The following is a 13,644-nucleotide window of genomic DNA, read 5'->3' as shown; positions in this document are numbered from 1 at the left end:
AGCCCGTCATGCCGGATGGCGGTCAATAACCGCGCCATCCGGCAAACCTTACAACGGTGAATCCTGACTGATCTCATCCAGCGACAAATGGAAACTCGGCACGAAGACCGCCATAAAATAATCCATTTCCGGGCTGCGACGGGACGCAAGCGTTTTTTCCAGCCGCGTTTTCGCCAGCAGAAACTCATTATTTCCCGCCGACAGTTCTTCCAGACATTTCAGGTAGGCGCAAAGGGCGTCGGCCTGCTTAACTATCGATTTTTCTTCATCGCTGTAAGCGTGTTCGTCAATCAGCTGCGCGAAGATATCCCGCAATTCGTCGGGCACCATATCCACCAGTTTCTGCTGGGCAATTTTTTCAATGGCTTTATATTCCTGCGCAATCTGCGAGTTGAAATATTTAACCGGCGTCGGCAGATCGCCAGTGAGTACCTCTGACGCATCATGGTACATCGCCAGCAGCGCAATACGTTCGGCATTCACCTGACCGGCAAATTTGCGATTTTTGATTGCCGCCAGCGCATGCGCCACCATCGCGACCTGTAGACTGTGCTCAGAGACGTTTTCCGTACGCACATTGCGCATCAAAGGCCAGCGGTTAATAAGTTTGAGGCGGGAGAGGTGGGCAAAAAAATGACTCTGCTTCATAGCGACCTTTTCGAGTTAACAACCTGAACGTCATTGTGTGCAGAGAAAGGGGGCGGATGCAAATACTCTTCAACGAGGCATTGCATCCGACCCGGGGCAGATTACAGCTGGTGATAACCTGACAGGAAGCGGGCAAATTTATTTAGCGACATTTCGATATCATCGATGCGCGGCAGGGTGACAATACGCACGTGATCCGGCCACGGCCAGTTAAATGCGGTCCCCTGCACCAGGAGCACTTTTTCCTGCAGCAGGAAATCGAGCACCATTTTTTGGTCGTCATGAATATTGAAACGTTTTGCGTCGATTTTCGGGAACATGTACAGCGCGCCGCGCGGCTTCACGCAGGAGACGCCTGGGATGTCGTTGATCAGTTCCCATGCGCGGTTGCGCTGCTCATAAAGACGACCACCGGGCATGATAAATTCGCTGATGCTCTGATAACCGCCCAGCGCGGTTTGAATGGCGTGCTGGGCCGGAACGTTGGCGCAAAGACGCATCGAGGCCAGCATTTCCAGTCCTTCAATGTACCCTTTAGCGTGCTTTTTCGGCCCGTTGAGCACCATCCAGCCCTGACGGAAACCGGCAACGCGGTAGGTTTTGGACAGGCCGTTAAAGGTGACAGTCAGCAGATCCGGCGCCATGGCGGCAATGGAGTGATGCTCTGCATCGTCATAGAGAATTTTGTCGTAGATCTCATCGGCAAAAATGATCAGGTTGTTCTGGCGGGCGATCTCGACGATCTCCATCAACAACGCTTTCGAATAGACAGCGCCGGTGGGGTTGTTTGGGTTAATGATGACGATGCCTCGGGTGCGCGGGGTGATTTTCGCGCGGATGTCGTCAAGATCCGGGAACCAGTCAGAAGATTCATCACAAAGATAATGCACGGCGTTACCGCCGGAGAGCGCGACCGCCGCCGTCCACAGCGGATAATCCGGCGCGGGCACCAGCATTTCATCCCCGCTATTCAGCAGCGCCTGCATCGCCTGAACAATCAATTCAGAGACGCCGTTACCGATGTAGATATCTTCAACAGTAACGTCACGCATCCCGCGCGCCTGATAATGCTGCATGATGGCTTTACGCGCGGAGTAAAGGCCTTTCGAGTCGGAATAGCCCTGTGCGGTAGGCAAATTGCGGATCACGTCGACCAGAATTTCATCGGGCGCGTCAAAACCAAAAGGGGCGGGGTTGCCAATGTTCAGTTTAAGAACCTTATTGCCTTCTTCTTCAAGACGTTTCGCTTCTTTCAGAACCGGACCGCGGATGTCGTAACAGACATTATCTAATTTGCTGGATTTTTCTATGGGGGACATGAATCTTGACCTTTAAGCTGTTATCGCCACTCCCTGCCGTGGAAGTCAGCTTGAAACAATGTACTCCCCCAGCGGTGCGTTTTGAAGGCTTTGCAGAAGAAGATTTTGCAAAATTGTGAAGTGAGAATCTGCTGTCAATGACTGGAATTACCTGTTTTTTGTGGCTTTATATTCTGAATTTTTATTAGTATTTGGTTTTATAAGCTAAATTTTTGGCTGTGATGGAGGTGATTCTGTTGTTTGAAAAATAACGCGACGGCGTGAAGAGGAAAAACGTTGCGTCTCTGTTATTTGCATAATTCGTAAATAGTGAACGATTAATCCTGAAGCGTGTTTATGGCCAGCGGGTGATACCGTTAGCTGTAAAACTAATGTTAAGCAAGGTTTATGATTGCCTCCAATTCATATTAATTATTATTTAATATTTAAAAAGGCTTTACGTAACGCGTTATTATTAATGAGGTAGTTTGCCGAACCTAACAAATCTTTGCATCAGATTATTCGCATTAAGGCTTATAAATAAAGTGGTTTTAGGTTAAGATACAAGGGACGAATGACGTGCGGTCCGCATTATTTGCTAATATTCAGGACGGATAAATGTGGCTAACTTACTGCCATATATGCTTATTTCTCGTTGATGTATGCTCGGCTCTTTTCTTGTTCTTACCATTTTGGCATCAGCTCGGGTAGAAATCCGCGTTCACTTAATAGGTGAGGCCGTTCTTGATGAAATATCCTGAGAAATTGCGTCAGGTATTATTACTGAAGAAAGGGAGTAGCATTTCACCCGTCACATGATATACATATTTACTTTCACCCTGTTACATCGGGATATCCTGCTAAGGAAGCGCATTACAAACGGAATTGCTTGTTTTTGTATGCACAGCATTAACGAGCTCAAAATGAGCCGCCAGTAAGTGAAAAATTATGATAAACGCAAATCGTCCGATAATTAACCTCGACCTCGATCTGCTGAGAACATTTGTTGCTGTTGCCGATCTGAACACTTTTGCAGCAGCAGCTGCTGCGGTGTGTCGTACGCAGTCGGCGGTGAGCCAGCAGATGCAGCGTCTTGAGCAACTCGTAGGGAAAGAACTTTTCGCTCGTCACGGTCGTAACAAACTGTTGACGGAACACGGCATTCAGCTTCTGGGTTATGCCCGGAAAATCTTACGTTTCAACGATGAGGCGTGCTCATCTTTGATGTTCAGCAATCTTCAGGGGGTATTAACAATCGGCGCCTCTGATGAATCTGCCGACACCATTCTGCCTTTTCTTCTGAATCGCATTAGTTCGGTTTATCCGAAATTAGCGCTGGATGTCAGGGTGAAGCGTAATGCCTATGTCGTCGACATGCTGCAATCGCAGGAAGTCGATCTGATCGTGACCACCAATCGTCCCACTTCTGTGGACTTTCTGACGTTACGCACTTCACCTACCCACTGGTATTGCGCGGCGGAATATGTGTTGCAAAAAGGCGAACCGGTACCGCTGGTGCTACTGGACGATCCCAGCCCTTTTCGCGACGTGGTGTTAAAGACCCTGAACGCCGCGAACATTCCCTGGCGTCTGGCTTATGTGGCCTCTACGCTGCCGGCGGTTCGCGCGGCGGTGAAGGCCGGTCTTGGCGTAACGGCGCGTCCGGTTGAAATGATGAGCCCGGATCTGCGTGTGCTTGGCGCCGTGGACGGTTTACCGCCGCTGCCCGACACCGAGTATCTGCTCTGTCGCGATCCGGCCAGTCAGAATGAGCTGGCGCAGGTTATCTTCCAGGCGATGGATTCCTGGCAAAATCCCTGGCAATACAGTTCGATTACCCCGGAAGGGGGAGATGACTCGGTGCTGGTCGAAGGGGACTTCGAGTAACGCTTTGCGTTCATCGGTTAAAAATTGTGTTTGTAAAAAAGAGCCACTGAAGATGAAAAAACATCCAGTGGTTCTTTTTTTGTACTAATATCGTTAACGGGCAGGAGAAAAAGGGCAAAATTCCTCAAAAATCAGCGAGTAGAAATCACGCTTAACCATTGCGCAAAAAACACGCTAAAACCGAACCGCTGTTTTTGCATGTTAAAAAAAGCGAGAAATTGTTGCTGTTTTTTATGGTGAATTAACAAAAGCGTGTCACAGATCAAGAAAATACTCCCTTTTAGGGGAAGGCATTTGCCCTAATTCCTGTCAAAATAGGCGCGCTTTTTTCCTTTACCTCACTACGGACACGATTCAACAACCGCGATTTTAGGCAGTGAGTCGATCGACACGGCGCTAAAACGCATTAAATGTTAAGGTTGTTGTGGTCATGTAAATTAATGTGAGGAAACTTTTGTTAAAGTTGACAAAAGGTTATAGAAAGGAGTAAAAAACCCCATCAATTGGCTGTGTAAAACGATTTTCTACAGTGATTGTAAGGTTTTTTTTATTCCTCCCCATGAATCGATGTGGCGTTCATCTGCCGATAAGAGCAGAGAATTTGGCGCTACTTTTGATGAGTAAGCAATGAGTATGTCAACATCCACTGAAGTCATCGCTCATCACTGGGCATTCGCTATCTTTCTTATTGTTGCCATTGGCCTGTGCTGCCTGATGCTCATCGGCGGTTGGTTTTTAGGCGGTCGCGCACGCGCGAGGTCAAAAAACACCCCGTTTGAATCAGGTATCGACTCGGTCGGCACCGCCCGCTTACGCCTGTCCGCCAAGTTTTATCTGGTGGCCATGTTCTTCGTTATCTTCGACGTTGAAGCGCTGTATCTGTTCGCATGGTCAACTTCTATTCGCGAAAGCGGCTGGGTTGGCTTTGTGGAAGCCGCAATTTTTATTTTTGTGTTACTGGCAGGTCTGGTTTATCTGGTGCGTATTGGCGCGCTGGACTGGACGCCCGCGCGTTCACGCCGCGAGCGTATGAACCCGGAAACGAACAGTATCGCTAATCGTCAACGCTAACCGCGAGGCATTAAGATGGATTATACGCTCACCCGCATAGATCCTAACGGTGAGAATGACCGTTACCCCCTGCAAAAACAGGAGATCGTAACCGACCCCCTGGAGCAAGAAGTCAACAAAAACGTGTTCATGGGCAAACTGCATGACATGGTTAACTGGGGGCGTAAAAACTCTATTTGGCCGTACAACTTCGGCCTTTCCTGCTGCTACGTTGAAATGGTGACCTCGTTTACCGCCGTGCATGACGTGGCGCGTTTTGGCGCGGAAGTATTGCGTGCGTCGCCGCGTCAGGCTGACCTGATGGTAGTGGCAGGCACCTGCTTTACCAAAATGGCGCCGGTGATTCAGCGCCTTTATGACCAGATGCTGGAGCCGAAATGGGTGATCTCCATGGGCGCATGCGCTAACTCCGGCGGTATGTACGATATTTATTCGGTTGTGCAGGGGGTCGACAAATTTATCCCTGTGGATGTTTACATCCCGGGTTGCCCGCCTCGTCCGGAAGCGTACATGCAGGCGTTAATGCTGTTACAGGATTCGATCGGCAAAGAGCGCCGTCCGCTCTCCTGGGTGGTGGGCGATCAGGGCGTTTATCGCGCCAACATGCAGTCAGAGCGCGAGCGTAAGCGCGGCGAACGCATTGCAGTAACCAATCTGCGTACACCAGACGAGATTTAATTTGCGCCTGTCGGCAGCAGCGTATGACTTCGCTAATTATTAGATAGACACAAAATCGTTCAGGTCTGAAAGATGAGTGGATAAATCGCGCGAAGCTCTGTCGACAGTCACCACGGACCATTTGCAATGGTGAACAATATGACCGACTTAACCGCGCAAGACGCCGTATGGCAGACCCGGGACCACCTTGATGACCCGGTCATTGGCGAACTGCGCAACCGTTTTGGGCCGGATGCCTTTACCGTTCAGGCGACTCGCACCGGGGTACCCGTTGTTTGGATCAAGCGTGAACAATTACTGGAAGTGGGCGATTTCTTAAAGAAACTGCCGAAACCTTACGTCATGCTGTTTGACTTACACGGCATGGACGAACGTCTGCGCACGCACCGCGAAGGGTTACCCGCCGCGGATTTTTCCGTTTTCTACCACCTGATTTCCATTGAACGCAACCGCGACATCATGCTCAAGGTGGCCTTGTCTGAAAACGACCTGCACGTGCCGACATTTACCAAAGTGTTCCCGAACGCGAACTGGTACGAGCGTGAAACCTGGGACATGTTTGGTATTGAGTTTGACGGTCACCCACACCTGACACGTCTGCTGATGCCGCCGACCTGGCAAGGGCACCCGCTGCGTAAAGATTACCCGGCGCGCGCCACCGAATTCGATCCGTTTGAGCTGACCAAAGCGAAACAGGATCTGGAGATGGAAGCGCTGACCTTCAAACCGGAAGACTGGGGCATGCAGCGTGGTACCGAAAACGAGGACTTCATGTTCCTCAACCTCGGTCCAAACCACCCGTCTTCTCACGGTGCTTTCCGTATCGTTCTGCAACTCGACGGTGAAGAGATCGTCGACTGCGTGCCGGACATCGGCTACCACCACCGTGGCGCTGAAAAAATGGGCGAACGCCAGTCCTGGCACAGCTACATTCCGTATACCGACCGTATCGAATACCTCGGCGGCTGCGTCAACGAAATGCCTTACGTGCTGGCGGTAGAAAAACTGGCGGGCATCACCGTGCCGGATCGCGTCAATGTGATCCGTGTGATGCTCTCAGAGCTGTTCCGCATTAACAGCCATCTGCTGTATATCTCGACGTTTATTCAGGACGTCGGCGCAATGACGCCGGTCTTCTTTGCCTTTACCGATCGTCAGAAAATCTATGACGTGGTTGAAGCGATCACCGGTTACCGCATGCATCCGGCGTGGTTCCGCATCGGCGGCGTTGCGCACGATCTGCCGCGCGGGTGGGAAAAACTGCTGCGTGAATTCCTTGACTGGATGCCGAAGCGCCTGGCCTCGTACGAAAAAGCCGCGCTGCGTAACACCATTCTGAAAGGCCGTTCCCAGGGCGTTGCCGCCTATGGGGCGAAAGAGGCGCTGGACTGGGGCTGTACGGGCGCTGCCCTGCGCGCCACCGGTATCGATTTCGATGTGCGTAAAGCGCGTCCGTACTCTGGCTATGAAAACTTCGACTTTGAAGTGCCGGTGGGCGGCGGGGTCTCCGACTGTTATACCCGCGTAATGCTGAAAGTGGAAGAGTTGCGCCAGAGCCTGCGTATCCTTGAGCAGTGTCTCAATAACATGCCGGAAGGCCCGTTCAAAGCGGATCATCCGCTGACAACGCCGCCGCCGAAAGAGCGCACGCTGCAGCATATCGAAACCCTGATCACCCACTTCCTGCAGGTGTCCTGGGGGCCGGTCATGCCAGCGAATGAATCTTTCCAGATGATCGAAGCGACCAAAGGTATTAACAGTTATTACCTGACCAGCGATGGCAGCACCATGAGCTATCGTACCCGTATCCGTACCCCGAGCTATGCGCACCTGCAGCAGATCCCGGTGGCGGTACGCGGCAGCCTGGTGTCCGACCTGATCGTCCATCTGGGTAGTATCGATTTTGTTATGTCAGATGTGGACCGCTAATTATGCACGAGAATCAACAACCACAAACCGAGGCTTTTGAGCTGAGTGCGGCAGAGCGTGAGGCGATTGAGCACGAAAAGCACCACTACGAAGACCCGCGTGCGGCGTCCATTGAAGCGCTGAAAATCGTCCAGAAACAGCGTGGCTGGGTGCCGGACGGCGCGATCTACGCGATCGCCGACGTACTGGGGATCCCGGCGAGCGATGTCGAAGGCGTGGCGACGTTTTACAGCCAGATCTTCCGCCAGCCGGTTGGCCGACACGTGATCCGCTATTGCGACAGCGTGGTATGCCACATTACCGGTTACCAGGGGATCCAGGCGGCGCTGGAGAAAAAACTCAACATCAAGCCGGGGCAAACCACGTTCGATGGTCGCTTCACCCTGCTGCCGACCTGTTGCCTGGGGAACTGCGATAAAGGGCCGAACATGATGATTGATGAGGACACTCACAGCCATCTGACCCCGGAAGCGATTCCAGAACTGCTGGAGCGGTATAAATGAAAAACATTATCCGTACTCCCGAAACGCATCCGCTGACCTGGCGTCTGCGTGATGATAAACAGCCGGTTTGGCTGGACGAATACCGTAGCAAAAACGGTTACGAAGGCGCGCGTAAGGCGCTGACCGGTCTGTCTCCGGACGAGATCGTCAACCAGGTGAAAGACGCTGGCCTGAAGGGGCGCGGCGGCGCAGGCTTTTCTACCGGCCTGAAATGGAGCCTGATGCCGAAAGACGAATCCATGAACATCCGTTACCTGCTGTGTAACGCTGACGAAATGGAGCCGGGCACCTATAAAGACCGTCTGCTGATGGAACAACTGCCGCACCTGTTGGTGGAAGGCATGCTGATCTCCGCGTTTGCGCTGAAAGCGTACCGTGGCTACATCTTCCTGCGCGGTGAATATATTGAAGCGGCGGTTCACCTGCGTCGCGCCATTGCCGAAGCAACCGAAGCCGGTCTGCTCGGCAAAAATATCATGGGCACCGGTTTTGACTTCGAACTGTTTGTGCACACCGGGGCAGGGCGCTACATCTGCGGTGAAGAGACCGCGCTGATTAACTCCCTCGAAGGCCGCCGCGCGAACCCGCGTTCCAAGCCGCCATTCCCGGCGACCTCTGGCGTCTGGGGCAAGCCGACCTGCGTGAACAACGTTGAAACGCTGTGTAACGTCCCGGCGATTCTCGCTAACGGCGTTGAGTGGTATCAGAACATTTCGAAGAGCAAAGACGCTGGCACCAAGCTGATGGGCTTTTCCGGTCGCGTGAAAAATCCAGGCCTGTGGGAACTGCCGTTTGGCACTACCGCGCGTGAGATCCTTGAGGATTATGCGGGCGGTATGCGCGATGGCCTGAAATTCAAAGCCTGGCAGCCTGGCGGCGCGGGAACTGACTTCCTGACCGAAGCGCATCTCGACCTGCCGATGGAGTTCGAAAGTATCGGTAAAGCAGGCAGCCGTCTGGGGACGGCGCTGGCGATGGCGGTGGACCATGAAATTGGCATGGTGTCGCTGGTGCGCAACCTGGAAGAGTTCTTTGCCCGTGAGTCCTGCGGCTGGTGTACGCCGTGTCGCGATGGGTTACCGTGGAGCGTAAAAATTCTGCGCGCACTGGAGCGTGGCGAAGGCCAGCCGGGGGATATCGAGACGCTTGAGCAACTGTGTCGGTTCCTGGGCCCGGGTAAAACCTTCTGTGCACACGCACCGGGCGCGGTGGAACCGCTGCAGAGCGCAATTAAATATTTCCGCGAAGAATTCGAAGCTGGCATCAAGCAGCCGTTCAGCAATACCCACGGAATTGGTGGTATTCAGCCGAACCTGCTGAAAGAGCGCTGGTGAGTTAAATTTTTTAATTTGGAAGCATGCTAATGGCTACGATTCATGTAGACGGCAAAGAATATGAGGTGAACGGAGCGGACAACCTGCTTGAAGCGTGTCTGTCTCTCGGCCTTGATATTCCGTACTTTTGCTGGCACCCGGCGCTGGGAAGCGTCGGTGCTTGCCGCCAGTGTGCGGTGAAGCAATACCAGAACGCGGAAGACACGCGTGGTCGCCTGGTCATGTCCTGTATGACACCGGCCTCCGACGGCACCTTTATTTCTATTGACGACGAAGAAGCGAAACAGTTCCGCGAAAGCGTGGTGGAGTGGTTAATGACCAACCACCCGCACGACTGTCCGGTCTGTGAGGAAGGGGGGAACTGCCACCTTCAGGATATGACCGTGATGACCGGCCACAGCTTCCGTCGTTACCGTTTCACTAAACGTACGCACCGTAACCAGGATCTGGGGCCGTTCATCTCTCACGAAATGAACCGCTGCATCGCCTGCTATCGCTGTGTTCGTTACTACAAAGACTATGCGGACGGTACGGATCTGGGCGTGTATGGCGCGCACGACAACGTCTACTTTGGTCGCCCGGAAGATGGCGTACTGGAAAGCGAGTTCTCCGGTAACCTGGTGGAAATCTGTCCGACCGGCGTCTTTACCGATAAAACGCACTCCGAGCGTTATAACCGTAAATGGGATATGCAGTTTGCCCCGAGCATCTGCCAGCAGTGCTCTATTGGTTGTAACACCAGCCCGGGTGAACGCTACGGCGAACTCCGCCGTATCGAAAACCGTTACAACGGTACCGTGAACCACTATTTCCTCTGCGACCGCGGTCGTTTCGGCTATGGCTACGTCAATCTGAAAGATCGTCCGCGTCAGCCGGTACAGCGTCGTGGAAACGATCTGATTACCCTCAATGCCGAACAGGCCATGCAGGGCGCGGCGGATATTCTACGTCAGTCGAAGAAAGTCATTGGGATCGGGTCTCCGCGCGCCAGCGTGGAAAGCAACTTTGCGCTGCGTGAGTTGGTTGGTGCGGAAAACTTCTACACCGGAATCGCGCAGTCGGAACAAGAACGTCTGCAACTGGCGCTACAAGTGCTGCGTGAAAGCGGCGTTCATACCCCTGCGCTGCGCGATATCGAATCTTACGACGCCGTGCTGGTGCTCGGTGAAGACATCACCCAGACCGGCGCGCGCGTTGCGCTGGCGGTTCGTCAGGCGGTGAAAGGGAAAGCGCGCGAAATGGCGGCGGCGCAGAAAGTGGCTGACTGGCAGATTGCGGCAATCCTTAACATTGGCCAGCGCGCTAAACATCCGCTGTTCGTCACCAACGTCGACAACACTCGTCTGGACGATATTGCCGCATGGACCTACCGCGCGCCGGTAGAAGACCAGGCGCGTTTGGGCTTTGCCATCGCCCATGCGCTCGACGCCGCCGCGCCTGCGGTGGACGGTCTGAGCAGCGACCTGAAAAGCAAAATCGACGTGATTGTTCAGGCTCTGGCTGGCGCGAAAAAACCACTGATTATCTCTGGCACCAACGCCGGGAGCAGTGACGTGATCCAGGCGGCGGCTAACGTCGCGAAAGCGCTGAAAGGTCGCGGCGCGGATGTCGGTATCACCATGATTGCCCGTTCCGTAAACAGTATGGGTCTCGGCATTATGGGCGGGGGTTCGCTTGACGACGCGCTGACCGAGCTGGAAACCGGGCGTGCTGACGCTGTCGTGGTGCTGGAAAACGATCTGCATCGTCATGCTTCCGCCACCCGCGTTAACGCTGCGCTGGCAAAAGCGCCGCTGGTGCTGGTGGTTGACCATCAACGCACCGCGATCATGGAAAACGCCCATCTGGTCCTTTCCGCCGCCAGCTTTGCTGAAAGCGACGGTACGGTCATTAACAACGAAGGCCGCGCACAGCGTTTCTTCCAGGTTTATGACCCGGCGTACTATGACAGCAACGCCGTGATGCTGGAAAGCTGGCGCTGGCTGCACTCGCTGCACAGCACCGTGCAGAACCGCCAGGTCGACTGGACGCAGCTTGACCACGTCATTGACGCCGTCGTGGCCGCGATGCCAGAGCTGGCCGGTATTAAAGACGCCGCGCCGGATGCTTCTTTCCGCATTCGCGGTCAGAAACTGGCCCGTGAACCGCACCGCTATAGCGGCCGTACCGCGATGCGCGCCAATATCAGCGTGCATGAGCCACGTCAGCCGCAGGACAAAGACACCATGTTCGCCTTCTCAATGGAAGGGAACAACCAGCCGTCGGCGCCGCGTTCACAGATTCCGTTTGCCTGGGCGCCAGGCTGGAACTCGCCACAGGCGTGGAACAAGTTCCAGGATGAAGTGGGCGGTAAACTGCGTCACGGCGATCCGGGCGTGCGTTTGATTGAAGCGTCCGAAGGGGGGCTGGATTATTTCACCACCGTTCCGGCGAGCTTCCAGCCGCAGGACGGTCAGTGGCGTATCGCGCCGTACTACCATCTGTTTGGTAGCGACGAGCTGTCCCAGCGTGCGCCGGTGTTCCAGAGCCGGATGCCGCAGCCGTACATCAAGCTCAACCCGGCCGATGCCGCGAAGCTGGGCGTCAATGCCGGTACCCGCGTCTCCTTTAGCTACGATGGCAATACGGTAACGCTGCCGGTTGAAATCGCGGAAGGGTTAACGGCAGGGCAGGTCGGTCTGCCGATGGGTATGCCAGGCATTGCGCCAGTGCTGGCCGGTGCGCATCTTGAGGATCTGCAGGAGGCACAACAATGAGTTGGATTACACCGGATCTGATCGATATCCTGCTGACGATCCTCAAAGCGGTGGTGATCCTGCTGGTCGTGGTGACCTGCGGGGCCTTCATGAGCTTTGGCGAACGTCGCCTGCTGGGTCTGTTCCAGAACCGTTATGGACCAAACCGCGTCGGCTGGGGCGGTTCGCTCCAGCTGGTGGCGGACATGATCAAGATGTTCTTTAAAGAGGACTGGATCCCGAAATTCTCGGATCGCGTCATCTTTACGCTGGCGCCAATGATCGCCTTTACCTCGCTGCTGCTGGCCTTTGCGATTGTGCCGGTTAGCCCGGGTTGGGTGGTTGCGGACCTGAACATCGGCATCCTGTTTTTCCTGATGATGGCGGGTCTGGCGGTGTATGCGGTGTTGTTCGCCGGTTGGTCGAGCAATAACAAATACTCGCTGCTCGGCGCGATGCGCGCCTCTGCGCAAACGCTGAGCTATGAAGTGTTCCTCGGACTGTCCCTGATGGGCGTGGTGGCGCAGGCCGGATCGTTCAACATGACCGACATTGTGAACAACCAGGCTGACATCTGGAACGTTATCCCGCAGTTCTTTGGTTTTGTCACCTTCGCTATCGCGGGCGTGGCAGTGTGTCACCGTCACCCGTTTGACCAGCCGGAAGCCGAACAGGAACTGGCCGACGGTTACCACATTGAATATTCCGGTATGAAATTCGGTCTGTTCTTTGTGGGGGAGTACATCGGTATCGTCACCATTTCCGCGCTGATGGTTACCCTGTTCTTCGGCGGCTGGCAAGGCCCGTTCTTACCGCCATTCATCTGGTTCGCGCTGAAAACCGCGTTCTTCATGATGATGTTCATTTTGATTCGTGCGTCGTTACCGCGTCCGCGTTATGACCAGGTAATGTCCTTCGGCTGGAAAATCTGCCTGCCGCTGACGCTCATCAACTTGCTGGTAACGGCGGCTGTCATTCTCTGGCAGGCGCAATAAGGGGCACTAAGACCATGACCTTAAAAGAGTTGTTAGTAGGTTTCGGCACCCAGGTACGCAGTATCTGGATGATCGGCCTGCATGCGTTCGCAAAACGCGAAACAAAGATGTATCCGGAAGAGCCGGTCTACCTGCCGCCCCGTTTTCGTGGTCGTATCGTCCTGACGCGCGACCCGGACGGCGAAGAGCGCTGCGTTGCCTGTAACCTGTGTGCGGTAGCGTGCCCGGTAGGCTGTATTTCTCTGCAAAAAGCGGAGACCAAAGACGGTCGCTGGTATCCGGAGTTTTTCCGCATCAACTTCTCACGCTGCATCTTCTGCGGTCTGTGCGAGGAAGCCTGTCCGACAACGGCGATCCAGCTTACCCCGGACTTTGAACTGGGTGAGTATAAGCGCCAGGATCTGGTTTTCGAGAAAGAGGATCTGCTGATCTCCGGTCCGGGTAAATATCCGGAATATAACTTCTACCGGATGGCAGGTATGGCAATCGACGGCAAAGATAAGGGCGAAGCGGAAAACGAAGCTAAGCCTATCGACGTCAAGAGCCTGTTACCGTAAGGAGAGGGG

11 protein-coding genes are annotated in these 13,644 nt (G+C 54.1%); 9 read left to right on the top strand and 2 right to left on the bottom strand.

The annotated features are described in order from the left end of the window. Positions 1 to 48: 48 nt before the first annotated feature. Both yfbR and alaA read right to left on the bottom strand, forming a co-directional pair. The gene (gene yfbR / locus OOJ60_RS09325) at positions 49 to 648 is read right to left on the bottom strand and encodes a 5'-deoxynucleotidase (RefSeq protein ID WP_205612458.1); all 600 of its coding nucleotides are present in this window, start codon (positions 646 to 648) and stop codon (positions 49 to 51) included. 101 nt (positions 649 to 749) lie between these two features. Beyond that, positions 750 to 1,967, bottom strand: coding sequence for an alanine transaminase AlaA (gene alaA / locus OOJ60_RS09320; protein ID WP_042290688.1), 1,218 nt, complete (start codon positions 1,965 to 1,967; stop codon positions 750 to 752). Between the two features lie 927 nt (positions 1,968 to 2,894). On the opposite strand from alaA, the gene lrhA reads away from it, so the two are divergent. From lrhA to nuoI, 9 genes are all read left to right on the top strand, one after another. Next, complete coding sequence (gene lrhA, locus OOJ60_RS09315) at positions 2,895 to 3,833, top strand: transcriptional regulator LrhA (RefSeq protein WP_042290686.1); 939 nt, start codon at positions 2,895 to 2,897, stop codon at positions 3,831 to 3,833. 627 nt (positions 3,834 to 4,460) lie between these two features. Then, positions 4,461 to 4,904 carry an NADH-quinone oxidoreductase subunit NuoA gene (nuoA, locus tag OOJ60_RS09310; RefSeq protein WP_042317806.1) on the top strand — a complete coding sequence of 148 codons (444 nt, stop codon included), beginning with the start codon at positions 4,461 to 4,463 and terminating at the stop codon, positions 4,902 to 4,904. 15 nt (positions 4,905 to 4,919) lie between these two features. After that, positions 4,920 to 5,582 (top strand): NADH-quinone oxidoreductase subunit NuoB, encoded by a 663-nt coding sequence (nuoB, locus tag OOJ60_RS09305; protein WP_003028075.1) that lies wholly within the window; start codon positions 4,920 to 4,922, stop codon positions 5,580 to 5,582. A gap of 126 nt (positions 5,583 to 5,708) precedes the next feature. Further along, positions 5,709 to 7,511, top strand: a complete 1,803-nt coding sequence (gene nuoC / locus OOJ60_RS09300; protein WP_082636826.1) for an NADH-quinone oxidoreductase subunit C/D — start codon at positions 5,709 to 5,711, stop codon at positions 7,509 to 7,511. A 2-nt stretch (positions 7,512 to 7,513) separates the two neighbouring features. Further along, entirely contained in the window at positions 7,514 to 8,014 is a 501-nt protein-coding gene (gene nuoE / locus OOJ60_RS09295) for an NADH-quinone oxidoreductase subunit NuoE (RefSeq protein WP_012131493.1), read from the top strand. After that, the gene (gene nuoF / locus OOJ60_RS09290) at positions 8,011 to 9,348 is read left to right on the top strand and encodes an NADH-quinone oxidoreductase subunit NuoF (protein ID WP_042290680.1); all 1,338 of its coding nucleotides are present in this window, start codon (positions 8,011 to 8,013) and stop codon (positions 9,346 to 9,348) included. Before nuoE ends, nuoF begins: the two co-directional genes overlap by 4 nt. Positions 9,349 to 9,377: 29 nt before the next feature. After that, entirely contained in the window at positions 9,378 to 12,104 is a 2,727-nt protein-coding gene (gene nuoG / locus OOJ60_RS09285; RefSeq protein WP_205612457.1) for an NADH-quinone oxidoreductase subunit NuoG, read from the top strand. Next, positions 12,101 to 13,078, top strand: a complete 978-nt coding sequence (nuoH, locus tag OOJ60_RS09280; protein ID WP_042290675.1) for an NADH-quinone oxidoreductase subunit NuoH — start codon at positions 12,101 to 12,103, stop codon at positions 13,076 to 13,078. The genes nuoG and nuoH overlap by 4 nt, the downstream gene beginning before the upstream one ends. Before the next feature lie 14 nt (positions 13,079 to 13,092). Continuing rightward, positions 13,093 to 13,635, top strand: coding sequence for an NADH-quinone oxidoreductase subunit NuoI (gene nuoI / locus OOJ60_RS09275; protein ID WP_042290673.1), 543 nt, complete (start codon positions 13,093 to 13,095; stop codon positions 13,633 to 13,635). The last annotated feature ends 9 nt before the right edge of the window (positions 13,636 to 13,644 follow it).

This window comes from Citrobacter sp. R4 (assembly GCF_026719175.1).
Taxonomy (GTDB): Bacteria; Pseudomonadota; Gammaproteobacteria; order Enterobacterales; family Enterobacteriaceae; genus Citrobacter_A; species Citrobacter_A sedlakii.
The sequence above is the reverse complement of the archived record's forward strand: the minus strand, read 5'-3'. Positions and strand labels throughout refer to the sequence as shown.